Here is a 25463-nt window from a genome sequence, read left to right as displayed (position 1 = left end):
GTAATAACGGCGGTTACCGCGACGCTTGACCGGGGACAAATGGGGGAATTCCTGTTCCCAGGACGCAAGCGGGGACGGACTTGAAGTCTGTCCCCGTTCTAGTAAGCGCCAATAAATCAGCACCGGACAGGATAGTTGACGCCGAACAACAAGGGCGGCCACCAGGGCTGCCCTTTTTTGTACGTAAAGCAGGGAGATTATAAAAGCGGAGATCAGTGCTTATCTTCAATACGCAATTGGGTAATCTCGTCTAACGCCAAGCCCGTCGCTGCAGCTATTTGCTCGTCATTGAGCACACCGAACGACATCAGGTGGCGAACCGTTTCGCGCTTTTCTTTCAGAGCACACAGCTCGGCTTCGTGACGCCCTTTTTCGATACCCAATTGTTCGCCTTCCTGGCGCCCTTTTTCAATACCCAAACGCTCAATCGTGTTGACATAAGGCATGTGTTTTTCCTCCTGTATGGCGTAAACCGCCTGTGCAAATTCGGGGTCCAGATTTTTTGGTAACTGGATCATCCAATCAATAATGTTAAACAGTCGTAAAATCTGTTCTCGACTATAGCCCCGTTCATACAGCAGTCGTATCAGGGCCACCTTGGTGTCTTTGCGCGTGGCGTCGTTCTTCACCCGTTTGGCCTGGATCTGGGCCATGACCACCAATGCAAACACGTTGTCGCTGGCCTCCAGTTCCGCCCAGCACGATTCCCAGTCCATCAGCGTCCTCTGTACAACACCAGTTTACCACATCACCGCCTGTCAAGCGCTTTTGGGCCACGACAAACCAGATGAAAGCGCGGCACTGGCGTGTTGGCTAGGCGGTGACATAACGCCGAATTATGCGCAGTAGGAGGGAACATAGAAGAAAAGAAAAAGAAGGGAGTGCCTGTCCATGTGACGTCATATGACGTCCATGCCTTGTCACCGCCGGAGCAATACTGACCCACCCTATTCAATCGAGTATCCACTAGCCAAAGAGAATCCGATGATCGGTGTCCCAATGGTTTCAGAGACTGGGAGACCTTTCCACCCATCACACGGTTTAGGCTATCCGACATATACGCCTACAGCGAAGCCGTCATGAAACAGGCACAACCGGTCTCTTACACTTACAAGGACAACCGGAGGTTTGAGTGGATCTCCTGTGACAGCTCCGAATGGACATCCGCTCGGCGAGCATAATCCTGCCATTGGCTCACCACCTCAGTTACCTGGTCAATAATGGCCTGGGCATCTGACTCGAAACGGGGAATTTGGGTTGCGACTGCGAGAATATCCCCGCGAGTGAACGTATCCCGTTTACCGTTGATGGTCATCTGATGGGTGTCCACCCAGTATGAACCGGGTTTGTAGCTGTAGGCGATATCAAACGCCGGTGCCAAACGCCAACCGGCCATTGAATGATCCAACAGAAAGCCAAAGTTCTTGGTGTGGTCGTCCTGGTTCCGGGCAATGACGTTGAAGACCATACGCCTGAAAATCTCGATTGCGTCTACCCGTGGCAACCTGAGTGTTCGGGCAATGGTCATCAGTTCAGACGGTGCCATATTGATGCCTGCGTCCTTGGCCATCAGGTAGTAGGCATATTCCATCCGGCCATACCCCTGCGGGTCAACCGGGCTGAATGAGCTTTTTGGGATTCCCTGGCGAGCCAGCCAGGCGTTGATAACGGCATTGCCAAAGTCATCTGGCAAAGTGTCGGCAAACACGCCCGGCAGTCCAAAGAACGTTTCCTGTGGCAATGAGGGGAAATTGAACCTCCCAGCCCGAGGAGGTAGGTGGAGCGGCGAAATCGAAACGTCCTGCTTCAACCAACCCTTATCGTATTCGAACGTCGACAGACCGGTGTCTGTGTCATACAGCAGGGCGCCGACACTCTTTCCCCATAGGATGACTTCCGTAACGGTGCTCACCAGTCCAGGCCTCCTTTGTCCTGTTCAACGGGATTATTACCGGGGCGTGCACGCTGGCGAATATGGCCAGCACTCTTTAATGCCTCAATCGGTGAATAAGGCTCATCTGGCAAGAAGGCATCCAACGCCGGGAGCTTTCCGAGAACACGCAGGGCAGCAACCAGGACTTCAAGTTTCCCGTTACCATCCTCAAGCCGGATGTACGTTGCTCGGCTGACACCCATGCCCTCTGCAATCTGCTGCTGGGTGATGTTTTGCTCCAGTCGGGCTTGCTTGAGGCGCCGACCCAGCTCATTGAGGATGGCCAAGTCTGACATGCTGCGCTTAATTTGGCTCATAATATTACAAAATTCACTCACTAATGAGGCTTTAAGGGCTTAAAGTATCAGTAATGATACATTAATTGCACGCCGAAACCGAAATACAACTAATATCTCTGAATAATGTACCAATTATAAGACATAAAAGACTATTTAGCCAATTAGTGACTCAAAAATACGACATTAACGCGGGACGTGAGGGTAAATAGCGGGTGACTTCTGAATTGCAGAACCATGCGGCAGCGGGTCAGCCGTTCTTCTGAACCTGCTGATTCCTGCTGATGGGCCAGCCAGTCTATTTCAAATCGCATGATCTGTGCCTTCGCTATCGGTCGGCTGATACCAGCGTTCGAGAATTTCCTTGCCATCCTTGGATAGAGTTTGCCACGGACGACGGGGGTTGATGGAATCATGACTGCCTCCTGATAGGGTTGAGGCATTCATTGAATCAGAAACTCAGCAGGAAGTTGCGCTATGCTGCCGTAAGGTTACGGAAGATAGAAGAAAAGAAAAAAGAAGGGAGTGCCTGTCCATGACTTACTAGATGACGATGGCTGACCGATGGCTGACCGGGGACAGATTTCAAATCTGTCCCCTATATTGATGCCGCAGTTGACGCTGCCGGCCAAGATGACTTCCGAGAACGCAGCAAGAACGAGTGCCTGTCCATGCGCGGCGCGATGCGCGCATCGTCTGACTNTGGCAGAGTTATCAGTGTTTCTGCTCTTTACGAAATACCTTGACCTCATTANCGGACAAGCCAGAAGCTGTCGCAATTTGGGCATCGGTCAGCAGACCCATCGCAATCAGGTTACGGGCGATTTGTTCAGCCTTCATGTGTTCACCTTCTTGGCGCCCTGCCAGCATGCCCTCAAGTCGCTCTTTCTTAACCAGGTTCTCCAAGTTCTCTGCCAACATATCTCTATCCTCCACCAAACTGCTCAACCGATCCAAATCAAGCCTGGCCCTGGGAGCCACTCTCTGTAAATGGCGCTTGATCCAACGAGTAATNATTTTGTCCACCCGATCTTTGTTCGGGTCAGCTTTAATAATTTCAACAATCCGATCCACCGCCTGCTGCAGAGCTTCCCAACTATGACCGGCGTTCTCAACGCCAAATATGCCACTTAACGGCGTTTCCTTGCCGATCAATTCTTCATCAGTATAGCGCCCTTCGTCAACCAGGTAGTAACGAAGATGTGGCTGGTACGCTCGCAAAAACTCCGGTGGCTCCGGNTGCACCATTTCGTAGATGTCCTGACGGGCTGACCAGCGTCGAGAACCGTTGTACAACACTATCGGAAAAATTGGCGGCAAACCCTGACGCGCCGTTGTTTCACGGGTTTTCAGTAAGTGATCGTAAAAGCAGGCCACGTAGTGCATCAGCCGCANTGGCATGGTGCTGTCTACTTTGGACTGGAACTCCAGCAGGATGTATAAAAACACCCGCTGGGTGATGCCTTCCCAGGTCACTTCCACCGACCACACGACGTCTTCGAACTTCTCCTCGAACAGCGGGGTGATGTAGTTGCCGCTGTGATTCTTAAGTGTGCTGAAGTCCATCAGATCCGCGATCTCGAAAAGGCCCAAAGACCAACGGTGATTGACAGGGGATATTGCAGGAATTTGTGATCTATTGTGAAGTAGCTGACTTTATCAACTACATAACAGCCAGTACCTCTTCCAGCTCTCGAATCATCTGCCGTATCAACTGCTTGTACTGGGAGATGTCGTCTTTCGCTTCTACGCTGGACAGCTGTTGCTTGGCGCCGCCGATGGTGTAGCCCTGGTCGTACAATAAGCTGCGAATCTGGCGGATGGTGATGACGTCGGCGCGCTGATAGTAGCGGCGGTTGCCGCGGCGCTTTACCGGGGACAAATGGGGAAATTCCTGTTCCCAGTAGCGCAGTACGTGGGCTTTTACGGCGCACAGCTCGGCTACTTCGCCGATGGTGAAATAGCGTTTGCCCGGGATGGCAGGTAGTTCGTTGTTGTTGCTGGGTTCTAGCATGGTTGTTGCTCGGTTTCGGTCTGGCTGTGCCAGGGACAGACTTTAAGCGGGGACGCAAGCGGGGACGGACTTGAAGTCTGTCCCCTGTCCCCTATCTCCAAGCTCCAGGCGGGGACAGATTTTAAATCTGTCCCCATCTATTGCTTAGTTTCGACGTAGGCTTCTACTTTTGCTTTGAGTTTCTGGCCCGGGCGGAAGGTGACCACGCGGCGGGCGCTGATGGGGATTTCTTCACCGGTTTTCGGGTTGCGGCCGGGGCGCTCTTTTTTGTCGCGCAGGTCGAAATTGCCGAATCCTGACAATTTCACCTGTTCGTTATGGCTGAGTGCGCCGCGGATTTCGTCAAAGAACGCTTCTACCATTTCCTTGGCTTCACGTTTGTTCAGGCCAAGTTCGTCGTGCAGGCGCTCGGCCATTTTCGCTTTTGTCAAAGCCGCCATCCGTTAACTCCTTAGTGTTGCCCCCAGTTCAGCTTTCAGGGCTTCTATTACGCCGTTGAACAGCCCGTGCACTTCGTCTTCGGTCAGTGTGCGCTGCGGGTGCTGCCAGAACAAGCTGAGTGCCAGGCTTCGATTGCCTTCGCTCTCACCTTTACCGAGGCTTTCGCCCTGGTATACATCGAACGCACGCAGTGCGTTCAGGTGCTCGCCAGCGTGGTGTGTTGCCACACGCTCGACGTCTGCAAATTTCACGTCGCTTCCGATAATAATAGCCAAATCTCGGCGAACTTCTGGAAATTTTGAAAAATCTTTGAAATTAGGCACATAACCGGTAACGATTGAGTTCAAGAATAGCTCAAACATTATAACAGTGCCATTAAGTTCCAGATTTTTCTGTACCTGTGGATGCAGAGTGCCTAACCAGCCTACTGGCTGACCATCGCGCAGCAATTCGGCGGTCTGGCCCGGGTGCAACGCGGGGTGCTTTCCGGTGCGGAACTCTACGGTAACGCCCAACAGGCGGAACAGGCTTTCCAACTCTCCTTTTACATCAAAGAAGTCGGCGTGTCTGCGACCGTTTACCCAGTTTTCAGGATTTTGGTTGCCGGTGACGACGCCTGCCAGCATGGGCTGCTGCAGGATGCGTTCGCCCTCTTTCACAAAGCGCAGGCCACTCTCAAACAGGCGAATGCGTGGCTGTTGGCGATTTTGGTTGTGGGCCACGGTTTTCAGCAGGCCGCTCCACAGGGTTGTGCGCATGACTGACAGGTCTGCAGAGATCGGATTGGCCAGAGCGATGCCTTCGTTCTGCGGATCCACAAGTTCTTGAATTTTGGGATCGACAAAGCTGTAGGTAATGGCTTCCTGGTAACCATTGGCGACAAAATAGTTGCGGATGGCGCTCAGCGGGCGGGTGTCTTCGGCTTTGGGGCGCAGGCCCAGTGAACCGGTGGGTTCGGTGACCGGCAGGTTGTTGTAGCCGTAGATGCGCCCTACTTCTTCAATCAGGTCTTCTTCAATGGTGATGTCCGGGCGGAAGCTGGGCGCGCTGACTTTCCAGCCGCTTCCCGATTTTTCTTCTATCGCCAGGCCCAGGCGGGTGAGGATGTCTTCGACTTTGGCGTTTGCGATGGCCAGGCCCAATACGTCGGCAAGGCGCTTTTCACGGAGTACGATGGAGATCGGCTTTGGCAGATGCTCGGTGCTGGTTACGTCCACAATCTCACCGGGCTCACCGCCAACGATGCTGACCAGCAGTTCGGTGGCGCGCTCCAGGGCGTCGCGGGCCAGGTTGTAGTCTACGCCGCGCTCGAAACGGTGGCTGGCATCTGTGTGCAAGCCGTAATGGCGGGCTTTTCCGGCTAAGGTGATGGGGTCGAAATAGGCGGATTCCAGCACCAGGTCGCGGGTTTTCGGGCTAACACCGGAATGCTCGCCACCCATTACGCCGGCAATGGCGATGGGTTTGCTGTGGTCTGCTATTACCAGGGTCTGTTCGGTGAGGGTGACTTCCTGGCCGTCCAGCAGTACCAGCTTTTCTTCAGGCCTGGCCATGCGCACAACGATGCCGCCGTCTATTTCGGCGCGGTCAAAGGCGTGCATGGGCTGGCCTTGCTCCAGCAAAATGTAGTTGGTGACGTCTACTGCGGCGTCTATAGAGCGAATGCCAGAGCGACGCAGTTTTTCCTGCAGCCACAGCGGGCTTTGGGCGGTTAAGTCTACATTGCGCAGAATGCGGCCGAGGTAGCGCGGGCAGCCGGCGGGGGCCTCTACGCGTACGTCGGGCACGTCGCTGTGTGTGGCGGCTACCTTCTGGATAGAAGGCGCGTTCAGCGGCAGGCTGTTAAGCACGCCTACTTCCCGGGCCAGGCCTTTGATGGAGAGGCAGTCAGCGCGGTTTGGGGTTAGATCTACATCGATAGTAATATCGTTCAGTTGCAGGTAATCGGCGAAAGACGTGCCCACGGGGGCGTTCGCGGGCAATTCCAGGATGCCATCGTGGTTTTCAGACAGACCCAGCTCGGCGCCCGAACACAGCATGCCGACAGAGGGCTGGCCACGGAGTTTGGCTTTTTTGATGTTGAAATCGCCGGGCAGTACGGCGCCCAGTTCGGCGAAAGGGACTTTGATGCCGGTGCGCACATTGGGGGCGCCGCACACCACTTGCACCTGAGTGCTGCCATTGCTGACCTGGCACACTCGCAGTTTGTCCGCATCCGGGTGGGCTTCTACGCTGAGCACTTCGCCAACGATTATACCGGTAAATTTGCCCGCTACGGGCTCGAAGCCGTCGACTTCCAGGCCGGCCATGGTGATCTGGTCCATCAGCTGCTGAGAGCTCAAAGCCGGGTTAACCCATTCGCGCAGCCACTGTTCACTGAATTTCATGATTCTTTCCTTAATTCGTTTCGGGCCTTAACTGTTGCGGTTCAAAGAACTTAACGGAACTGGCGCAGAAAGCGCAGGTCGTTCTCGAAGAACATGCGCAGGTCGTTGACGCCGTAGCGCAGCATGGCCAGGCGCTCTACGCCCATGCCAAAGGCAAAACCACGGTATTCTTCGGCGTCTATGCCGCAGTGCTCGAACACTTTGGGGTGCACCATGCCGCAACCCATGACTTCAAGCCACTTGATGCTGCCATCGGTTTCACGGCCCCACTCGATGTCTACTTCCGCCGAGGGTTCGGTAAACGGGAAGTAAGACGGGCGGAAACGTACTTTCAGGTCGCGCTCGAAGAACACCCGCAAAAACGCTTCCACGGTGCTTTTCAGGTCGGCGAAGCTGACGTTCTTTTCAATCAACAGCCCTTCCACCTGGTGGAACATGGGGGTGTGGGTCATGTCGGAATCGCAACGATACACGCGGCCGGGGCAGATCATGCGGAACGGCGGTTTGCCGGCTTCCATGGTGCGGATTTGAACCGGCGAGGTGTGGGTGCGCAGCAGGGTGCCGGGGTTAAAATAGAAAGTGTCGTGCATGGCACGGGCCGGATGGTGGCCGGGAATGTTGAGGGCTTCGAAGTTGTGGTAGTCGTCTTCGATTTCAGGGCCCTGTTCCACGCTGTAACCGGCGCTGGCAAAAAAGTCTTCAATGCGCTGCAGGGTGCGGGTAACCGGATGAAGGCCACCGAGCTCCTGGCCGCGGCCTGGCAGGGTTACGTCAATGGATTCGCGGGCCAGTTTGGCTTCAATAGCGATGCGCTCAAGGTCGCTGCGGCGGGCGTTGATGGCCTGCTCTACCTGGCCTTTGGCGTCGTTGATTTTCTGACCGGCAGCGGGACGTTCCTCGCTAGAGAGTTTGCCCAGTGTTTTAGCCTGCTGGGTAATCGCCCCTTTTTTGCCCAGGTATTCCACACGAATGTGATCAAGCGCCTGCAGGTTGTCGGCGTTTGCAACCGCCGCTAACCCGTCCTGAACCAGCTGCTTCAGGTTTTCCATTGACACTGCTCCAAATCAGAAATGAAGTCTATAAACACACGAAATCCGGAAACAAAAATAGGGGAAGAGCGTGCCCTTCCCCTATTAAACGCCGCCTGGCTGTTATGCCTGGCAGCGGATCGATTCGTGATCGATGATAGAGCTTAAGCGATCACAGGGATGCTTTGGCTTTCTCAACAACCGCAGCAAACGTTTGCTGCTCGTTCATGGCCAGGTCGGCCAGAACTTTACGGTCGACTTCCACGTTGGCCTTTTTCAGGCCAGCGATCAAGCGGCTGTAAGACAAGCCATTGGCACGGGCACCGGCGTTGATACGCGCAATCCACAGTGCGCGGAAGGCGCGCTTGCGGTTACGACGGTCACGGTACGCATACTGACCTGCTTTGATAACCGCTTGCTTGGCAACGCGGTACACACGACTACGGGCACCGTAGTAACCTTTAGCCTGCTTTAGAATCTTCTTGTGACGACGGCGTGCAACCACACCACGTTTAACACGAGCCATACTATAATCCTTCTACCTTAAAAACCGTTTGGGGTGCGCTGTGCTCTAAACTCCGAGCATACGCTTTACGGAAGCCACATCAGACTTGGAGATAAGCTTGGTTCCACGCAGCTGACGCTTACGCTTCGGGCTTTTCTTGGTCAGGATGTGACTGGTGAAGGACGACTTGTGCTTGAAGCCGGTAGCCGTTTTCTTAAACCGCTTGGCCGCTCCACTTTTCGTTTTCATTTTCGACATTTGTTAAAACTCCGCATTCTGTTTTTTTGATACATCGTGTGTAAACCTGAAACACACATCCCCCGCCTTTGGCAGGGAATGAGCAACAACAGCAGGCTTACTTCTTTTTGCGGGGGGCGATAATCATGGTCATCTGGCGGCCTTCCATTTTCGGACGCATCTCTACCGTTGCCATTTCTTCCATGTCTACTTCAATGCGTTCCATGAGTTTCATACCAATTTCCTGGTGTGCCATCTCACGGCCACGGAAGCGAACAGTGATTTTGCCGCGGTCCCCGGCTTCAAGGAAACGTATCAGGTTGCGTAGTTTTACCTGATAATCCCCTTCTTCAGTTCCTGGACGGAACTTAAGCTCTTTGACTTGCGTCTGTTTCTGTTTCTTCTTGGCAACGGCCTTCGCTTTTTTCTCGTCGAAGATCTTCTTGCCATAGTCCATTATTTTACAGACGATCGGATCGGAATCTGTCACTTGCACCAGATCCAGGGTCGCCTCCTCTGCCATTCTGAGGGCTTCTGCGATTGAGACCACACCCACTTGCTCGCCTTCGGCGTCAATCAGACGGACTTCAGTTGCATCAATGTTCTCATTGATTGGCGCCTTTGGTGTACGCGCACCCCGATTCGCTCTCTGTTTAATAATTAATTCTCCAACTTGGTTCTGCTCTTGCGTTCAACATCTTCTTGCAGAAGCTGTTCGAACGCTTCGAGCGATAGTGTTCCCAAATCTTCACCTTTGCGGGTTCGCACCGCCACGGCGTTGTTGTCGACTTCTTTGTCGCCGACAACCACAAGAAAGGGAACCTTGTTAATTGTGTGCTCGCGGATTTTAAAGCCGATCTTCTCGTTTCTCAAGTCAGCATTCACCCTAAAGCCCAAAGAATCCCACTTTTTTGCAAGATTCTCGCAATATTCCCGCTGATTATCGGTGATATTGAGGATGGCGACCTGTGTTGGGGCCAGCCAGCTGGGGAATGCGCCTTCGTATTCTTCAATCAGAATACCGATGAAACGCTCAAACGACCCCAATACCGCACGGTGCAGCATAACCGGTGTTTTGCGTTCGGAGTTATCCGCCACATATTGTGCGCCTAAACGGCCCGGCATGCTGAAGTCTACCTGAATGGTGCCGCATTGCCATACCCGGCCGATGCAGTCTTTCAGGGAAAACTCGATTTTCGGGCCATAAAACGCGCCTTCGCCCGGCAACAGCTCCCATTTTACGCCTTCGCGGTTGAGAGCCTGTTCCAGTGCGGCTTCGGATTTGTCCCAGACTTCGTCGGAACCCACGCGCTTTTCCGGGCGGGTAGACAGTTTGTACAGAATCTCGGTGAAGCCGAAGTCTTGGTAGACTTCGTGCAGTAAATCGATGAACTTCGACACTTCGCTTTGAATGTCGCTTTCTTCACAGAAGATGTGGGCGTCGTCTTGAGTAAAGCCGCGCACGCGCATCAGCCCGTGCAGGGCACCGGACGCTTCGTTGCGGTGGCAGGAGCCGAATTCCGCCAGGCGCAAGGGTAAGTCTTTGTAGCTTTTCAGACCCTGATTGAACACCTGGATGTGGCACGGGCAGTTCATGGGCTTGATGGCGAAGTCGTGTTTTTCCGACTCGGTGGTGAACATGCCTTCTTTAAACTTGTCCCAGTGGCCGGACTTTTCCCACAGCGAACGGGACACAATCTGGGGCGTTTTGATTTCCTGGTAACCGTGGCGATGCAGGATATCGCGCATGTACTGTTCCATTTTCTGATAAATGGTCCAGCCGTCCGGATGCCAGAACACCATGCCCGGCGCTTCATCTTGCATATGGAACAGGTTCAGCTTTTTGCCGACTTTGCGATGGTCGCGCTTTTCGGCTTCTTCGATGCGATGCACGTAAGCTTTCAGGTCTTTCTTATTGGCCCAGGCGGTGCCGTAGACGCGCTGCAACTGTTCGTTGTTGGTGTCGCCACGCCAGAAGGCACCGGATACCTTTGTCAGCTTGAAGGCTTTCATTTTGCCGGTGCTGGGCACGTGGGGGCCGCGGCACAGGTCGATGAAATCACCCTGGCGGTAAAATGACAGGTCTTCTGCGCCGGGGATATCTTCAATTATGCGAACTTTGTACTCTTCACCCATGCTGCTGAATAGCGCTACGGCTTCGCTGCGGGACATCACCGAGCGTGACACCGGCAGGTCTTGTTTGGCCAGTTCGGCCATGCGTTTTTCAATACGGGCCAGGTCTTCGTTGGTGAAGGGGCGATCGTATTTGAAATCGTAGTAAAAACCGTCGTCTATCACCGGGCCGATGGTGACCTGGGCTTCCGGGAACAGCTCTTTGACTGCCATGGCCAACAGGTGGGCGGTGGAGTGGCGGATAACCTCAAGGCCGTCTTCGTCACGCTCGGTGATTATGGCGAGTTGGGCGTCGTGTTCGATCAGGTAGCTGGTGTCGACCAGTGTGCCGTCGACTTTACCGGCCAGTGCGGCCTTGGCCAGGCCGGCGCCAATGTCGGCGGCCACGTCGTGTACGGTGACGGGTTCGGCAAAACTGCGGTGACTGCCGTCAGGGAGGGTTACTACGGGCATGGTGTGCTCCTAAGGATGCTCAGCGGTGATCTATACCAGAGACCACTTGTTTGGCGAGGGCGTAAAGCGGGTAAGCGTACGTAGGGGACGGATTTGAAATCTGTCCCCGCTGCCGTGTACCCGCTGCCATCCGGGGACAGACTTGAAGTCTGTCCCCAAGTGTAGAGCGGGGACGGATTTGAAATCTGTCCCCTATGTTCCCGCTTTATGGCCTCTTTTTTGGCTGCCGCGATACAACCGCGGTGCCAGGAAAGGTCGGGAGTTTAACAGAAATGTAGAGCCGGGACAGATTTGAAATCTGTCCCGAGGGACAAGCGGCAAATCGGGGACGAAAGCGGGGACGAAAGCGGGGACGAAGAAAGCGGGGACGGATTTTAAATCCGTCCCCTAGGGACAAGCGGCAAATCGGGTGCATGGAGAAAACCGCCCTGTCATGACTACCAGGGCGGTTTACACGGCTAGCTTTTAGCGTTTGTCAGACGGGCTTTCTCGCGCATCTGTTCTGGCTTCAGCAGGAAGTGTGCCAGCGCCGGCAACAGCCAGATAGAGCCAATCATGTTCCAGATGAACATGAAGAACAGCAGCAGGCCCATATCGGCCTGAAATTTGATGGGTGAGAAAATCCAGGTAACCACACCCAGGCCCAGGGTAATGCCGGTGAATATCACCGCCTTACCGGTGGAGCGCAGGGTTTCGAAGTAGGCTTCCTGCAAGGATTTACCTTCCAGCAGGAATTTCTCCAGCTTGCTGTAAATGTAGATGCCGTAGTCCACACCTATGCCCACACCGAGTGCTATCACCGGCAAGGTGGCCACTTTGATGCCGATGCCGCTCATGGCCATGATGGCTTCCGCCAGCACAGAGGTCAGCCCCAGCGGAACCACGATGCACAGCACTGCCCGCCAGGAACGGAAGGTGGCAAAGCACAGCAGGCTGACAACACCATAGACGAACACCAGCATCCAGTCTTTGGCTTTGGCGATGACGTCGTTGGTGGCCGCTTCTACCCCGGCGTTGCCCGCCGCCAGCAGGAAGGTATGGTCTTCGTTGCTGTTGTTGGCAGCGAAAACTTCCACCGCGTTCACCACGGTGTCCAGGGTTTCGGCTTTGTGATCTTCCAGGAACACCAGCGTGGGCGTAAGGCTGCAGTCGATGTTGATGAGCCCGGATGGCGCATCACGAATCGAAGCGTTGATGATGGTCTGGTTGCGGGAAATGGCGTACCAGTTCCAGTTACCTTCGTTCAGCGCTTTGGTGACGATTTTCGACACGTCCGCCAGCGAGGCGGTGGATTGCACGCCCGGGGTGTTTTGCAATTCCCACTGCAAGGTGTCCATGGCCCGCAGCACGCTGTACTGGGTGCACTGTTCGACCGGGGTTTTCACCATAACCACCAGCACGTCGGCACTGGTGGAATAGTTATCGATAATAAACGCGTTGTCTGTGTTGTAGCGGGAATCGGCGCGCAATTCCGGGGCGCCCTGGTCTAAATCCCCTACTTTCAGGTCTTGCTTGAGGTAGACACCAACGCCCAGGCCCAGCAGCGCGATCAGCACGGATACAGGCGCGACTTTTGGGCTGGCAAACGCTGACAGGCGGCGCCATTTTCGATCGGTTTCTTCACCCTGTTTTTGCACGTGGCGAATACCACCGGCGGTAATGCCGATGTACGACATAAGCAGCGGGTGCAGAACCAGGTTGGTGATGATCACGATAGCCACGCCCAGGCCTGCGGCGACGGCCAGGTCTTTAATGACGTCGATATCGATAAACAGCAGCGTTAAGAAGCCAAAGGCGTCGGAAATCAGCGCCAGCATGCCGGGAATGTACAAGCCACGGAACGCCAGGCGAGCGGCGTTGAGCGGGTCAAAACCGCGGGCGGCTTCTACCGCCATGGCGTTCACCAGCTGCACCCCGTGGCTTATGCCAATGGCAAACACCAGAAACGGGACCAGCACGGAATACGGGTCTAACCCGTAACCCAGTATTTTTAGCGCCCCTAACTGCCAGAATACCGCCACAATGGACGTCAGCACCGGCACCAGAGTGCCGGCAATGCAGCGGGAGTACCAGAACAGCAACAGCGTGGTCAAAGCAATGGTGATGCCGGCAAACCAGGCAATGGCGCCGATGCCTTCAATCAGGTCACCCACTTTTTTGGCGAAGCCGACGATGTGAATACTGACGTTCGGATTCTGGGCCTGGTACTTTTCCCGAATCTTCTCTTCCAGCTGGCGGGAAAAAGCAGCGTAGTCGAGGGGTTCACCGGTTTGCGGGTCGTTTTCGTACAGCGGTGCGTACACGATGGTAGAGCGGAAGTTATCGGATATCAGGCGCCCCACTTCGCTTGAACGCAATACGTTCTGGCGCAGCTGCTCCAGGCTTTCAGCAGAGCTTCCGTCGTAATTGTCCGGAATTATGGTGCCGCCCTGAAAGCCCTGCTCGGTGACTTCTACCCAGCGCACGTTGGGGGTCCATAGGGATTTCAGGCCGCTGCGATCAACACCGCTGAGATAGAACACTTCGTCGGTGATCTGGCGCAGGGTTTCCATGTACTCTTCGGTGAAGATATCACTGCCGTCTTTTGTGGCCACGGCAATGCGCACAAAGTTACCCAGGTTCTCTAAGTCGTCCCGGTGTTCCAGCATGTTCACGATGTACGGGTGTTCCAGGGGAATCATCCGCTCGAAGCTGGCATCGGGCTGGATTTTCACCGCGTTATAGCCCAGAAATGCGGTCAGCACCGCGAACAGAACCAGTATGGTGACACGGTTGTTAAAAATCAGCCGTTCCAGAAAGGGCTCGGCTTTGGGTGTGGTGAAGTAGTGTTCGCCTCTGGCATGCTTTGGATTTGTCATTCAACCGCCCCTTGTTCTTCCCCTTCTTTTACCAGACCCGCGTCGCCTTGCATCAAAACGACGCCGCCCTCACCCACCAGCAACAGACTCTGCGGACCATTTACCACAACACCCATCAAGCCCAGGCGATCGGCTCGCAGGGTTTCCTTGAACTCGTCATTGGCGCCATCGCGAATGACCAAGGTGCCGTTGTTGCCCACCAACACCAGGCGTTCACCGACGCTGGTACCATCATTCAAGGTGGTGCTGGAGCCGGTTTGCACGCGATCCCAACTTTGGCCGTTATCGGTTGTGTGCATCACCGTGCCGCGCAGGCCGAATGCAAGCGCTTCGCCGCTGTTACCGGTACCGGTCACGCCAAACAGCGAGCCTTCGTAACTGCTGTCGCGGCGATCCCAGGTAATGCCGTTGTCTTCAGACACGTGAATTTGCCCGGCTTCGCCGACAATCATCAGCGCTCCACCACCGATTTTGGTGATGGCATTGAGGTGATATTTGTTGCCATTGTCCAGTTTTCGCGCCCAGTCCTGCCATTGATTGCCACCATCCGCGGTGTGAAAAATCATGCCGTAGGCGCCAATCACAAAACCGCGGTCTGCATCTTCAAACCACACGTCCAGAAACGGGTTCACCGGCCCTACAGACAGATCTGCCTGCATGTTTTCGAGGCCAAACACCAGGTCGTCCAGGGCCCATTCCAGATCGCCGACGTCTTCTTCCGCTGCGGTTTCAAGGCGCTGCTCCATGGCCTCGATTTCCTGCTGTACACCGGCAATGGCCAGGTTAGCGGCCTGAATGCCGGTCATCTGCAGGGCCCAGTTAGAGCCTCCATCGCTGCTGTGCAACACCGCGCCGCTGTGCCCCACGGCCCAGCTGTGGCTGGCCGAGCCAAAATCAACCCCGGTAAGGGTGACGGACACCGGCACGCTGGCCTGGGTCCATTTTGCGCCGCCGTCATCGGAGTAGATGATGTGGCCGCGTTCGCCGACGGCTACCAAACGCTCGCTGGCGCCTGCGCGCGTGACGTCGTTCAGCAAACTGACCGTGGCCAGTTCGGTGCTGCGAGCGGGTGTTTCCAGTAAGTCAGCGACGGCGAATGCCGTTGAAGGTGTTAAAACACAAAGCGCGGCCAAGGTGATGGCAGCAGCGAGTCCCGGGCAGGCGCAGATTGGGCGCCTGTTGCGTATGGCCATTCGATTTCCTATTGCTGGTGTTGTTGTATTTGATGCGCGCAACGCGCTGCAATGGGTTGAGTGTAGTGTATTTCTGGCAGGTTGCTATCGCCCGAAAGTGCGATTTTTATGGTAGTGCGGGGACGGATTTGGAACGACGGGGACGTGTAGAGCGGGGACGGATTTGAAATCCGTCCCCTGATGGTGGACTTGGGAACAGCGGGGACGGATTTGAAATCCGTCCCCTTCGTGGGTCCCTTGGGTTAGTCCGCCAGGCTTTTGTGTACTACTTCGTACAAATCCCGGGACAGGTTTTCTTTGTCGCGGATTTGCATTAGCGCTGTCTGCATCTGCTGGCTGTACTCGGGGGCGAATTTGCGCCAGCGGGTGAGCGGGCCCACGAGCCGTGCGGCGATCTGCGGGTTGCTGTCGTCCAGTTTGCAGACCTGGTCGGCCAGGAACTGGTAGCCGGAACCGTCCGGGTTGTGGAAGTTCACCAGGTTCTGGCCGGCGAACGCACCGATCACCGCGCGGATTTTGTTGGGATTTTTCCAATCAAACGCCGGGTGTTCCAGCAACGCGTGGATGTGTGACAGCTGCCCGGTGCGACGGCTGGCCGCCTGTACCGAGAACCACTGTTCCACCACTTGGGGGTCGTGCTGAAAGGTCTGGTAAAAATCGTTCAGGGTGGTCGCACGATCTTCGTCGTAACCGGAGTTCACAAACGCCTTCAGGGCGCCCATGCGGTCGGTCATGTTGTCGGCGTCGCGATACTGACCTAAACCCAGGGAGCGGCCTTCTTCGTCATTAATCAGCAGCAGCCAGGCCAGCGCGGTGTTGCGCAGGCTGCGGCGGGCAACGGCTTCGGGGCCAAGTTGGTAAGGGCCGCTGTCGATGTTGCGGCGGTAGCAGGCCACCAGTTCGTCGCGCAGGGCAATCGCCAGATGCTTCAACACCCGGCGGCGGGCCCGGTGAATAGCAGGCACGTCGGCGCCATCGGTCAGTTCGGCCAGATAAGCCACCGTGGGCAGCACCAGCATTTTGGCCACCAGCGCCTGATCCAGATCGGAATCGCTGATCAAGTGGCGGAAAGCGCCTACCAGGCGAGCATCTACGGTGACGTCTTTTGGCGCACCAATCATCTGCTGAATAACGGCTATGGCCAGGCGTTGTGCTGCGTCCCAGCGGTTGAAGCCGTCTGAGTCGTGGTTCATCAGAAACAGCAGCTGTTCACGGGCCCACGGATAGCTCACCCGCACCGGTGCTGAAAAATGCCGCAGCAAGGATGGTACCGGGCGCTCGCTGATGCCGTGAAATTCAAAGCTGTGGCTGGCCTCGGTCAGCTCCAGCACGCGCTCTTGCGGCGCGTCGCCGCTGGCCAGCTCATCTGCGCTTAACGCCAGCGCCAGATCTTCACCGCGGCTGCCTAACAGGCCCAGGGCAAAGGGAATGTGCTGGGGCTGTTTGTTGGTTTGGCCCGGGGTGTCTGGCAAGGTTTGTTCGATGTGCAGGCGATAAACGCCGGCGCTTTCATCGTATTCGTCACGGATCGCCAACTGCGGCGTACCGGCTTGCTGGTACCACAAGCGGAACTGGCCAAGGTCGCGACCTGAAGCGTCTTCCATGGCTTTAACGAAATCGTCCGTGGTGACGGCCTGGCCGTCGTGGCGTTCAAAGTACAGATCGCTGCCTTTACGGAACAGATCCGGCCCCAGCAGGGTGTGAATCATGCGTACCACTTCGGCGCCCTTCACATAAATGGTCAGGGTGTAGAAGTTGGTGATTTCCATGTAAGACGCCGGGCGCACCGAGTGGGCCATGGGGCCTGCGTCTTCGGCAAACTGGGCGGTACGCAGCACCGTGGCACTTTCAATACGCTTGACCGTCGCCGAGCCCATGTCCCCGGAAAACTGGGTATCGCGGAACACGGTAAAGCCTTCTTTCAGGCTGAGCTGGAACCAGTCACGGCAGGTAACCCGGTTGCCGGACCAGTTGTGGAAATATTCATGGGCGACAATGGATTCAATGCGCTCGAACGCCATGTCTGTCGCTGTTTCCTGGCTGGCCAGTACGCACGAGGAGTTGAATATGTTCAAGCCCTTGTTTTCCATGGCGCCCATGTTGAAATCGTCGACGGCAACGATCATGAAAATGTCGAGGTCATACTCGCGGCCGTAGGTTTTTTCGTCCCAGGCCATGGCGCGTTTCAGGGAGTCCAGCGCGTACTCGCATTTTTCAGAGTTGCGCGGCTCTACGTACATGCGCAGGTCTACGGTGCGGCCGCTCATGGTGGTGAAGCTGTCCTGCTTTTCCAACAGGTCACCGGCGACCAGAGCAAACAGATAGGCTGGTTTCGGGAACGGATCTTCCCAGGTCACGAAGTGGCGGCCATCGCTGAGGTCGCCCTGCTCGACGGGGTTGCCGTTCGACAAAAGCACCGGATAGGCGGTTTTGTCCGCTTCTATACGGGTGCTGAAGCGGGCCATTACATCTGGACGGTCCGGGAAATAGGTGATGCAGCGGAAACCTTCGGCTTCGCACTGGGTGCAGAACATGGCAGCGGATTTGTACAGGCCTTCCAGGCGGGTGTTGTTCTGGGGCTCTATCCAGGTAACCACTTGCAGAGTGAAGTGCTCCGGCACCTGATTTACGGTCAGCAGCTCGTCGCTGACGCTGTAGTTGCTCTGGGCCACGGCTTCGCCGTTCAATACCAGGCTTTCCAATTTCAGGCTGTCGCCGTGAAGTTGCAGGGGCGCGGCGGCGGATTCTTCACTTTCCTGAAACAGCGGGTTGCGACGCATGGCCAGAGTGCTGTGCACCCGTGCGCCGTCTTCGAACAGTTCAAACCGCAGGTCGGCGGTATCCACCAGATAAGCGGGCACCTTGTAATCGCTCAGGTAAATGGTTTGCGGCTGATTGCTAGGCATTGCTGTCTCCCGTGTTCGCCGGTGCGCAGAAGCGGACTTGATAACCGGTGTATTTGCGAATGTTGATCACGCCCGTGTCTAAAATCAGGTACTGGCCTTTTACGCCTTGCAGTACACCAGACACGCGGGGTGTTTTGTCCAGGTTGTGTGATGTTACTTTCTGTGGCCAGACCTCCACCGGATAGCTGAAATCACGAGACGGTTCCTGCACCGCGCGGATGCTGTCTGCGCCATGTTCTGCGCGCAGGGCGTCCAGTTCTTCGGCTACCAGGGCCAGCAGTTTGTCGCGTTCTGCGGCCAAATCCAGCCCGGTGGTTTCGCCTTTCAACATGGTACGCCAATTGGTGCGATCTGCCACGTGGGCTTTGCAGGCCACTTCCACAAAACCGGACAACTGGCGGGTGGCTACCCGTAGCATGGGAATGGCGTCTACTGCGCCCTGGTCAATCCAGCGGGTAGGCACTTGGGTGCCGCGGGTGATACCGACTTTTAAACCCGACGAGTTGGCCAGGTAAACCACGTGCTCGACCATGCAGTTGGCCTGCCCCCATTCGGGTTCGCGGCAGGTGCCCAAGTGAAAATGACACTTTTCCGGGCTCATGATGCAGCTGTCGCAGGCCGCCAGTTTGCGCATGCAGGGAAAGCAGAAACCCTGGCTGAAGCTTTTTTTGGTGACGCGGTCGCAGTTGATGCAGCGGATAATTCCGTCGAATTCGATGCTGACGGGCTGGCCGATCAGTTCGTTCAGTGCGACATGCTCATCACCCAGGCGCAGTTCGTATTGCACTGGAGAGCTGACTGGATTGCCGATAGAGTGCCCTGCACTGGCGGGCATTTTGCGCAGGCGGCCGCTGACGTCCACCGGGTTTGCAGGTGCTTGGTTCAAACCTTTACCTCGGTGTACTGCTCGGAGCCGTCGCTGTCGTCGCTGCTCTCATCTAAAGAGCCATTTAAAGCGTCATTTTTAACAGCGTTTTTGGCGGCTTTTTTCTGCATGCGTACAGTGGGGTCGCAATCGGTGCCGGCTTTTGCGCCGCGGTCTATGTAACCGGTGCGCTCTTCTTCCGGCATGTTGTGGGTGTTTTCGTAGTGAATCACCGCTTCCAGGCTGATGGAGCGCTGCTCTGGGCTAACTTTGCGGCCGTCCGGCCATTTACCCAGTTCAATAGACTGGCGCAGGCTGCCGTAGACGTTCGGATCTAACCGTTCAATCAATTCTTCGTAAGTCATTTGGTGTCGCTCTCTTAATGCCCCACCTTTTGGTGGGGTTTTTTTATGGCCGCCACTAATAATCCCGCTACAAAACCACCCAGGTGGGCTTCGTTGGCCATGTTGCCCAAGCCCAGCATGTTGGGCAGCGGGGTAAAGCCCAAAACCATCCACGCCAGGGCGAAGGTGATCAGCGCCGGCGGGAACTGGAATCTGGGCAACCGCCGCTGGCTTAGCCAGCAATAGCCCATAATGGCGTAGACCACCCCCGACAAACCGCCAAACAGCGGGCCGGTGACCAGGTATTGCAGGCCATTCGACAGCAGGCTGGCCACCAACGCCAACACCAGCAGCCGGGTACGGCCGTCTATAAACTCGATTTGACTGCCCAGGAACCACAACATCACCGAATTGAAGATGATATGAGGCCAGCTAAAGTGCAGAAAATCTGGCGTAATCAGGCGCCATACCTGCCCTTTCGACAGGGTATCCAGTAACGCGTTCAGACGGTCAGCCAGGCTGAACCATTCGTACTGGCGCGGGTCGACTATCATCAAGCCGGCAGCCAGTTCGTTGCTGCTCATGGCGGTTAGCCACACCGTAACCAGCGCAATCACGATGAGACTGATCACCACCGGTGCATGACCGGGCGACGGCTGCCAGCGGCCGTTGACGATGGGTGAACGGCGGCCGGGTTTTATCTGTTGATCATCCATTAGCGTGCCAAACTGTCTTCACTGGTGGGGTAATTGCGTTGGTCCAGGTCGCTAGGCCTTTGCACATCTACCCATACGAATTTATCCGGCGACAAGACTCTTTCGCCGTCCATACGATAGGCCGCCAGCTTGCCGTATTTTACTGCGCTGTAGTCAACACAGGCCACATTCGATTTTAGTTGTGACGGTTTGCCGTCCATCCAGTAATGGCCCACAAACACCGGGGGCGCATCCAGCGGATAGCTCAATAGCTGGCGATGTTCATCCGGCGTTAGCACATGCACTGCCACGTCTGCGGGCAAGGGGTCGGGTTGGAATACCACGTCGGCGTAGGTGTGTGGATCGTCTGCCCAGAACTTGGTGCGGAAAAACGTGCGTACAAATCCGTCACTGCCGGTAATCGCGACACCTTCCGGCAAGCGCAGATCGGTGCCGCGCAGCAGGGTGTCCATCACTTCGCCGGGGAAAGAGTCAGTCACCGACGAGGCGTGCAGAAAATCTTCAGTAATGCAGCCGTCAGGGTGTTCCTGGCGGAATCGGCTAATCAGGCCATCGTCCCAGCAGGCGTGCACGGCGCGGAAGTGTTCGTTGTCTATAAACAGTGGGATGGTGTAGAACCACGCCAGGAAGTCTTTCCACTCGCCGGGGTGGGCGTCGAACTGCTCCAGAGTTTCTTTGATCAGGCGGTCGTGGCGGGGTATGTGCTCACGCAGGTAGGTATTGCCGCTGCCCGGGCGGGCACGGGTGCAGTAGCCCAGGGCGTTGTACTCATGGTTGCCCATCACAATGCGGGCCGAACCACGCTCTACCATGCCGCGCACCAGGTGCAGCGCTTCGCGGATGCGCGGGCCACGGTCGATAATGTCGCCGATAAAGATGGCCTGGCGGCGCTTGTGCTCGTACACGCCTTTCACCTTGGCGTAGCCCATCCGTTGCAGCAGGCTTTCCAAGGTGAGCGAACAGCCATGAATATCGCCGATAATGTCGTAGCCGCGACAGGGATTGCTGGACAGTGTGGCCATGTTCAACTCGCTGTTATGTTGCTGGCCCAGCCAAGTTTATTCCGGCAGGTAGCGTAAAAATTGTGATCGGTTGGATGAATCAAACGGATTTTGAACGGTTTTTTACTGATGCGAATGATGTCACCCGGGGCGCAGGCGATGTTCATCTGGCCGTCAAAACTGACCTGCGGATAGGCTTCGTTTGTTTCGCCAATCACCAATTTTATTTCGCTGCGGCCATCTACCACGATGGGGCGGCTGCTGAGTGTGTGGGGGAACATCGGCACCAGCACAACGGCATCCAGCTTGGGGTGCATAATGGGGCCACCGGCGGACAGGGAATAGGCTGTGGAGCCGGTAGGCGTGGCGACAATCAGGCCATCGGAGCGCTGGGCATACACGAAGTGGCCGTCGATAAACAGGTCGAAGCCGATCATGCGGGTGGATTTGCCCGGGTGCAGCACCACATCGTTCAGCGCCGTGCCAAAGCCCAGGGGTTTACCGTTGCGCTCTACGTGGCCGTCCAACAGAAAGCGATGCTCAACAATGTATTCGCCCTTAAGCACTTTGCTCAGGCGCTCTTCCAGATCGCTGGGGGAGATATCGGTCAGAAAACCCAGGCGGCCGCGATTAACGCCCAACAGGGGTATTTTTGACTTCGCCAGTTCACGGGCAGCACCCAGCAAGCTGCCGTCGCCGCCGACAACAATCACCAGATCGCAAATTTCACCCAGCAACCTTTTACTGGCGACCTGCTGGCCGTGGCCGGGAAGTATGCTGGCCGTGTCTTCTTCCAGAATGACCTGGTAATTATTGGCGACCAGATATTGTTTGAGCTGGCGCAGGGTTTCAACCACCTTAACGCTGCCCATGCGGCCAATCACACCAATGTTGCGGAATTGCTCCATGGAATTTCCTGTTGTTCTGCCGGATTGCCATTCTAAAGCTGGCAGCCCGCTAGTACCAGCTTGGTGGCCACCAATAAAGAACGGGCACCAAGCGCCCGTTAAAAACGCCTGATGCTGAGGCCGGGCCTTTACAGCTCGGCGGCCAGGTAGCAGCCCTGGTTGATGGCGCGTTTGGCGTCTAGCTCCGCTGCTACGTCGGCACCGCCAATCAGATGCGTTGACACATTGGCAGCTTCCAGTTCTGCCTGGAGCTCGCGCATTGGGTCCTGGCCTGCGCAGATGATGATGGTGTCTACCGGCAACAGTTTGTCTTCGCCCTGCTCCGCCCGCTTGGCAGTCACGGTGATGTGCAGGCCTTCGTCGTCAATCTTGCGATAAGTGACGCCCGGGATCGTCTGTACTTCACGATGTTTAAGTGATGTACGATGAATCCAGCCCGTTGTCTTACCCAGGTTCTTACCAATTTTCGAGGTTTTGCGCTGTAGCAGGTATACTTGGCGCGCCGGCTCTGGCAGCTGGGCTTTTACGCCCTTCACACCACCACGATGCTGACCACTGAAATCTACACCCCACTCTTTCATGAATGCGTCAGTATCCAGCGCGGCGGAAGCGCCCTGATGGGTAATGAACTCGGACACGTCAAAACCGATTCCGCCGGCGCCGATTACCGCCACCCGCTTACCTACGGGCTTGCGCTTCTTCAGCGCGTCCAGGTAGCTGATAACACTGGGGTGTTCGATGCCGTCGATGTCTGGCATGCGCGGCTGAACGCCGGTGGCCAGAATGACTTCGTCATAACCGCCGGCAATCAGATCCTTGGCGCTAACGCGGGTGTTCAGGCGCACGTCTGCATTGTGTTTTTTCAACATAACGCCGTAATAGCGCAAGGTTTCGTAGAACTCTTCCTTGCCGGGAATCAGTTTGGCAACGTTGAACTGACCGCCAATTTCCTCGCCCGAGTCAAACAGGGTGACCTTATGGCCACGCTCGGCAGCCACCGACGCCGCTGCCATACCGGCCGGGCCCGCGCCCACCACCGCGATGTTTTTCGGGTTGGCGGTTTTCACGTAATTCAGTTCGGTTTCGTGACACGCCCTTGGGTTGACCAGGCAACTGGTCAGCTTGTTGCTGAAGGTATGATCCAGACAGGCCTGGTTGCAGCCGATGCAGGTGTTGATTTCTTCGGAGCGGTCTTCGGCAGCTTTCTGCACCAGTTCGGCATCGGCCAGGAAAGGCCGCGCCATGGACACCATATCGGCGTCGCCTTCGGCCAGAATTTTCTCAGCCACTTCCGGCATGTTGATGCGGTTGGTGGTAATCAGCGGAATGCTGACTTCGCTTTTTAACCGCGCGGTGACCTTGGAAAAGGCGCCGCGGGGAACGGACGTCGCAATGGTGGGTATGCGAGCTTCGTGCCAGCCAATGCCGGTGTTGATCAGGGTAGCGCCGGCTTTTTCGATCTCTTTGGCCAGCTGCACCACTTCTTCCCAGGTGCTGCCGTCTTCGATCAGGTCCAGCATCGACAGGCGATAAATCAGAATGAAGTTGGGCCCTACCCGTTCGCGCACACGGTGCACAATTTCAATCGGCAGGCGAATGCGGTTTTCGTAGCTACCGCCCCACTGGTCCGTGCGCTGATTGGTGTGGGCCACAATAAACTGATTGATGAAATAGCCTTCAGAACCCATGATTTCGACGCCGTCGTAGCCTGCTTTTTGGGCCAGCTGCGCGCACACGGCGTAGTCTTCGATCTGTTTTTCAATACCGGCTTCGTCCAGCTCTTTGGGAGTGAACGGATTGATCGGCGCCTGAATGGCAGACGGCCCCACCAACTCCGGTGAGTAGGCGTAGCGACCGGCGTGCAGGATCTGCATGCAGATTTTGCCATCGGCCTGGTGCACGGCATCGGTGATGACCTGGTGCTGCTTCACTTCGTCGTCGGTGGTCATTTTTGCAGCGTGCTGGAATACGCCGCCTTCTTCATTGGGCGCAATACCGCCGGTGACAATCAGGGCCACGCCGCCACGGGCGCGTTCAGAGTAAAACGCTGCCAGACGTTCAAAGCCGTTTTTGGCCTCTTCCAGGCCGGTGTGCATAGAGCCCATCAACGCGCGGTTGCGCAGCTTGGTAAAACCCAGGTCCAGCGGTTCCAGTAGGTAGGGGTATTTGCTTAGGCCCGGCGTGGCGGCTGCGTTGGCATTAGTCGCGATCATGTCTCTTCCTCATCATCATTGAGATTATGTTTTTTGTATAAGCTACCCTTGTGCCCGTGGTTCAGCAATATCCTGCGGGTACAATTTGTTATCCTTGAGTGACTTTTTAAAAGCCTGAACCAATGCCTACAACAAAGACTGCCAAGCCCAAACCCTGGAGTCCGCAGAGGCACGCATCAGCATTCCCCACTACATGCGCCTGGGCCATGCCACCATCACCGAAACCGGCAACCGCGCTCTGGGTTTGCGTATGGGGGCGCTGTCACGGCCTGTGGATGCAGGTTTGGCGGGGTTAGCTGGCGAGTGCGCAGCCAGCGCCGGTGTCGGTCTGAGCACACTGATTCGCTATGCTCTGCTCACCAGCCAAAACTGGCGGTGGACTACCTGCGCGAAACCCGCCTGTCGCTGGCGGAAGTGTCGTGGCTGCTGGGCTTTGCCAATCCAGCGGCTTTTCATAAGGCTTACAGGCGCTGGTTTGCGGTTAGTCCCGGGGAGCATCGAAAGCGGCTGACTGATCGGGGGCATACAAGCCGGGGGTCAGACCGGCAAGCTCGCCAAAGGTCGCGGGTTCATCCAGCCAGTCGCAGTGCCTTAATCCGATGCGGGCAGGATAGCTCGACCATTCGTAGAGTTCGGCACTGTCAACCATACCCGCTTTCACGGGGTTAAGCTCCACATAACGGCAGCAGGCCAGGAGATATGCGTCGGTATCGATAGGGCTGATTTTTTGACATCCTCCCCCACCAAACGCCTAACCGGCTTTTTGGAAGGGGATTCCTACCTCTAGACGCTTATGCCCAAGCGCGAGAATGTTCCTGGCCGCATTGGAATCGCGGTTGTGAGTGACACCGCACTCACAGGTCCATTCTCTTATTCCAAGGCCTGCTCTACCTTTCGGACTGTTGGGGCTCAAAGAGCCACAACACGAGCAAGTCTGGGTGGTGTACCGTTCATCAACTTCCAGAAAAATCCCGCCTGCGCTCTCGCATTTGTATAACAACAGGGTTTTCAATGTGGACCAGCCAGCGTCGA

The 25463-nt window shown here is 56.0% G+C and carries 23 protein-coding genes and 4 pseudogenes; 2 read left to right on the top strand and 25 right to left on the bottom strand.

What is annotated here, in order from left to right; all coding sequences use genetic code 11:
* The 23 genes and pseudogenes from A3OI_RS24645 to A3OI_RS0107935 form a co-directional block, all read right to left on the bottom strand.
* Positions 1–78 (bottom strand): annotated as a pseudogene (locus tag A3OI_RS24645) (MerR family transcriptional regulator); the annotation flags it as partial.
* A gap of 134 nt (positions 79–212) precedes the next feature.
* On the bottom strand, positions 213–716 hold the full coding sequence (locus A3OI_RS19605; RefSeq protein WP_018403774.1) for an RpnC/YadD family protein: 504 nt from the start codon (positions 714–716) through the stop codon (positions 213–215).
* A 392-nt stretch (positions 717–1108) separates the two neighbouring features.
* Entirely contained in the window at positions 1109–1912 is an 804-nt protein-coding gene (locus A3OI_RS0108035) for a type II toxin-antitoxin system HipA family toxin (RefSeq protein WP_018403773.1), read from the bottom strand.
* On the bottom strand, positions 1909–2250 hold the full coding sequence (locus tag A3OI_RS0108030) for a helix-turn-helix transcriptional regulator (protein WP_018403772.1): 342 nt from the start codon (positions 2248–2250) through the stop codon (positions 1909–1911). Before A3OI_RS0108030 ends, A3OI_RS0108035 begins: the two co-directional genes overlap by 4 nt.
* 143 nt (positions 2251–2393) lie before the next feature.
* On the bottom strand, positions 2394–2645 hold the full coding sequence (locus A3OI_RS22670) for a hypothetical protein (RefSeq protein WP_155903048.1): 252 nt from the start codon (positions 2643–2645) through the stop codon (positions 2394–2396).
* Positions 2646–2943: 298 nt separating this feature from the next.
* Positions 2944–3795: an Rpn family recombination-promoting nuclease/putative transposase gene (locus A3OI_RS19600; protein ID WP_018403770.1), complete on the bottom strand. Its 852-nt coding sequence runs from the start codon at positions 3793–3795 to the stop codon at positions 2944–2946.
* Between the two features lie 97 nt (positions 3796–3892).
* On the bottom strand, positions 3893–4243 hold the full coding sequence (locus A3OI_RS0108015) for a MerR family transcriptional regulator (RefSeq protein WP_018403769.1): 351 nt from the start codon (positions 4241–4243) through the stop codon (positions 3893–3895).
* 137 nt (positions 4244–4380) lie between these two features.
* Positions 4381–4683, bottom strand: coding sequence for an integration host factor subunit alpha (gene ihfA, locus A3OI_RS0108010; RefSeq protein ID WP_018403768.1), 303 nt, complete (start codon positions 4681–4683; stop codon positions 4381–4383).
* A gap of 3 nt (positions 4684–4686) precedes the next feature.
* Complete coding sequence (gene pheT, locus A3OI_RS0108005; protein ID WP_018403767.1) at positions 4687–7071, bottom strand: phenylalanine--tRNA ligase subunit beta; 2385 nt, start codon at positions 7069–7071, stop codon at positions 4687–4689.
* Positions 7072–7121: 50 nt separating this feature from the next.
* On the bottom strand, positions 7122–8120 hold the full coding sequence (pheS, locus tag A3OI_RS0108000) for a phenylalanine--tRNA ligase subunit alpha (protein ID WP_018403766.1): 999 nt from the start codon (positions 8118–8120) through the stop codon (positions 7122–7124).
* A gap of 151 nt (positions 8121–8271) precedes the next feature.
* Positions 8272–8625 (bottom strand): 50S ribosomal protein L20, encoded by a 354-nt coding sequence (gene rplT / locus A3OI_RS0107995; RefSeq protein WP_018403765.1) that lies wholly within the window; start codon positions 8623–8625, stop codon positions 8272–8274.
* 45 nt (positions 8626–8670) lie between these two features.
* The gene (gene rpmI / locus A3OI_RS0107990) at positions 8671–8862 is read right to left on the bottom strand and encodes a 50S ribosomal protein L35 (protein WP_018403764.1); all 192 of its coding nucleotides are present in this window, start codon (positions 8860–8862) and stop codon (positions 8671–8673) included.
* A 97-nt stretch (positions 8863–8959) separates the two neighbouring features.
* Positions 8960–9499, bottom strand: coding sequence for a translation initiation factor IF-3 (gene infC / locus A3OI_RS0107985; RefSeq protein ID WP_081622897.1), 540 nt, complete (start codon positions 9497–9499; stop codon positions 8960–8962).
* Between the two features lie 2 nt (positions 9500–9501).
* On the bottom strand, positions 9502–11427 hold the full coding sequence (gene thrS, locus A3OI_RS0107980) for a threonine--tRNA ligase (RefSeq protein WP_018403762.1): 1926 nt from the start codon (positions 11425–11427) through the stop codon (positions 9502–9504).
* Between the two features lie 458 nt (positions 11428–11885).
* Positions 11886–14285: an efflux RND transporter permease subunit gene (locus A3OI_RS0107975; RefSeq protein WP_018403761.1), complete on the bottom strand. Its 2400-nt coding sequence runs from the start codon at positions 14283–14285 to the stop codon at positions 11886–11888.
* Positions 14282–15478 (bottom strand): WD40/YVTN/BNR-like repeat-containing protein, encoded by a 1197-nt coding sequence (locus A3OI_RS0107970; RefSeq protein ID WP_026224073.1) that lies wholly within the window; start codon positions 15476–15478, stop codon positions 14282–14284. The genes A3OI_RS0107975 and A3OI_RS0107970 overlap by 4 nt, the downstream gene beginning before the upstream one ends.
* A gap of 242 nt (positions 15479–15720) precedes the next feature.
* Positions 15721–18384 (bottom strand): aminopeptidase N, encoded by a 2664-nt coding sequence (pepN, locus tag A3OI_RS0107965; RefSeq protein WP_018403758.1) that lies wholly within the window; start codon positions 18382–18384, stop codon positions 15721–15723.
* Positions 18377–19270 carry a DUF2797 domain-containing protein gene (locus tag A3OI_RS0107960; RefSeq protein WP_018403757.1) on the bottom strand — a complete coding sequence of 298 codons (894 nt, stop codon included), beginning with the start codon at positions 19268–19270 and terminating at the stop codon, positions 18377–18379. Before A3OI_RS0107960 ends, pepN begins: the two co-directional genes overlap by 8 nt.
* On the bottom strand, positions 19267–19614 hold the full coding sequence (locus A3OI_RS0107955) for a YeaC family protein (protein WP_018403756.1): 348 nt from the start codon (positions 19612–19614) through the stop codon (positions 19267–19269). The genes A3OI_RS0107960 and A3OI_RS0107955 overlap by 4 nt, the downstream gene beginning before the upstream one ends.
* Before the next feature lie 14 nt (positions 19615–19628).
* Positions 19629–20309 (bottom strand): rhomboid family intramembrane serine protease, encoded by a 681-nt coding sequence (locus tag A3OI_RS0107950; protein ID WP_018403755.1) that lies wholly within the window; start codon positions 20307–20309, stop codon positions 19629–19631.
* The gene (locus A3OI_RS0107945) at positions 20309–21331 is read right to left on the bottom strand and encodes a metallophosphoesterase (protein ID WP_026224072.1); all 1023 of its coding nucleotides are present in this window, start codon (positions 21329–21331) and stop codon (positions 20309–20311) included. The genes A3OI_RS0107950 and A3OI_RS0107945 overlap by 1 nt, the downstream gene beginning before the upstream one ends.
* A 2-nt stretch (positions 21332–21333) precedes the next feature.
* Positions 21334–22218 carry an NAD(+) kinase gene (locus A3OI_RS0107940; RefSeq protein ID WP_018403753.1) on the bottom strand — a complete coding sequence of 295 codons (885 nt, stop codon included), beginning with the start codon at positions 22216–22218 and terminating at the stop codon, positions 21334–21336.
* Between the two features lie 128 nt (positions 22219–22346).
* Positions 22347–24431 carry an NADPH-dependent 2,4-dienoyl-CoA reductase gene (locus A3OI_RS0107935; protein ID WP_018403752.1) on the bottom strand — a complete coding sequence of 695 codons (2085 nt, stop codon included), beginning with the start codon at positions 24429–24431 and terminating at the stop codon, positions 22347–22349.
* A gap of 193 nt (positions 24432–24624) precedes the next feature.
* On the opposite strand from A3OI_RS0107935, the pseudogene A3OI_RS24640 reads away from it, so the two are divergent.
* Together A3OI_RS24640 and A3OI_RS24635 are read left to right on the top strand one after the other, a co-directional pair.
* Positions 24625–24756: pseudogene (locus A3OI_RS24640) on the top strand (AraC family transcriptional regulator); the annotation flags it as partial.
* Positions 24735–24878: pseudogene (locus A3OI_RS24635) on the top strand (AraC family transcriptional regulator); the annotation flags it as partial. The pseudogenes A3OI_RS24640 and A3OI_RS24635, both read left to right, overlap by 22 nt.
* Before the next feature lie 118 nt (positions 24879–24996).
* Here the strand turns inward: A3OI_RS24635 and A3OI_RS24630 are convergent.
* Together A3OI_RS24630 and A3OI_RS21765 are read right to left on the bottom strand one after the other, a co-directional pair.
* Positions 24997–25143, bottom strand: a pseudogene (locus A3OI_RS24630) (transposase); the annotation flags it as partial.
* Positions 25144–25182: 39 nt separating this feature from the next.
* Entirely contained in the window at positions 25183–25443 is a 261-nt protein-coding gene (locus A3OI_RS21765; protein WP_228702926.1) for a transposase, read from the bottom strand.
* Between the last annotated feature and the right edge of the window lie 20 nt (positions 25444–25463).

This window comes from Marinobacter gelidimuriae (genome assembly GCF_000372805.1).
GTDB classification, from domain to species: Bacteria; Pseudomonadota; Gammaproteobacteria; order Pseudomonadales; family Oleiphilaceae; genus Marinobacter; species Marinobacter gelidimuriae.
Note: the sequence above shows the minus strand (reverse complement) of the source record. Positions and strands in the feature narration are given on the sequence as shown.

Bases quoted from the DNA above. Each gene is read 5' to 3' on its own strand.
- A3OI_RS19605 (WP_018403774.1), bottom strand. From the start codon at position 716: ATGGACTGGGAATCGTGCTGGGCGGAACTGGAGGCCAGCGACAACGTG.
- A3OI_RS0108030 (WP_018403772.1), bottom strand. From the start codon at position 2,250: ATGAGCCAAATTAAGCGCAGCATGTCAGACTTGGCCATCCTCAATGAG.
- A3OI_RS22670 (WP_155903048.1), bottom strand. From the start codon at position 2,645: ATGATTCCATCAACCCCCGTCGTCCGTGGCAAACTCTATCCAAGGATG.
- A3OI_RS0108015 (WP_018403769.1), bottom strand. From the start codon at position 4,243: ATGCTAGAACCCAGCAACAACAACGAACTACCTGCCATCCCGGGCAAA.
- ihfA (WP_018403768.1), bottom strand. From the start codon at position 4,683: ATGGCGGCTTTGACAAAAGCGAAAATGGCCGAGCGCCTGCACGACGAA.
- pheT (WP_018403767.1), bottom strand. From the start codon at position 7,071: ATGAAATTCAGTGAACAGTGGCTGCGCGAATGGGTTAACCCGGCTTTG.
- pheS (WP_018403766.1), bottom strand. From the start codon at position 8,120: ATGGAAAACCTGAAGCAGCTGGTTCAGGACGGGTTAGCGGCGGTTGCA.
- rplT (WP_018403765.1), bottom strand. From the start codon at position 8,625: ATGGCTCGTGTTAAACGTGGTGTGGTTGCACGCCGTCGTCACAAGAAG.
- rpmI (WP_018403764.1), bottom strand. From the start codon at position 8,862: ATGTCGAAAATGAAAACGAAAAGTGGAGCGGCCAAGCGGTTTAAGAAA.
- thrS (WP_018403762.1), bottom strand. From the start codon at position 11,427: ATGCCCGTAGTAACCCTCCCTGACGGCAGTCACCGCAGTTTTGCCGAA.
- A3OI_RS0107975 (WP_018403761.1), bottom strand. From the start codon at position 14,285: ATGACAAATCCAAAGCATGCCAGAGGCGAACACTACTTCACCACACCC.
- A3OI_RS0107970 (WP_026224073.1), bottom strand. From the start codon at position 15,478: ATGGCCATACGCAACAGGCGCCCAATCTGCGCCTGCCCGGGACTCGCT.
- pepN (WP_018403758.1), bottom strand. From the start codon at position 18,384: ATGCCTAGCAATCAGCCGCAAACCATTTACCTGAGCGATTACAAGGTG.
- A3OI_RS0107955 (WP_018403756.1), bottom strand. From the start codon at position 19,614: ATGACTTACGAAGAATTGATTGAACGGTTAGATCCGAACGTCTACGGC.
- A3OI_RS0107950 (WP_018403755.1), bottom strand. From the start codon at position 20,309: ATGGATGATCAACAGATAAAACCCGGCCGCCGTTCACCCATCGTCAAC.
- A3OI_RS0107945 (WP_026224072.1), bottom strand. From the start codon at position 21,331: ATGGCCACACTGTCCAGCAATCCCTGTCGCGGCTACGACATTATCGGC.
- A3OI_RS0107940 (WP_018403753.1), bottom strand. From the start codon at position 22,218: ATGGAGCAATTCCGCAACATTGGTGTGATTGGCCGCATGGGCAGCGTT.
- A3OI_RS0107935 (WP_018403752.1), bottom strand. From the start codon at position 24,431: ATGATCGCGACTAATGCCAACGCAGCCGCCACGCCGGGCCTAAGCAAA.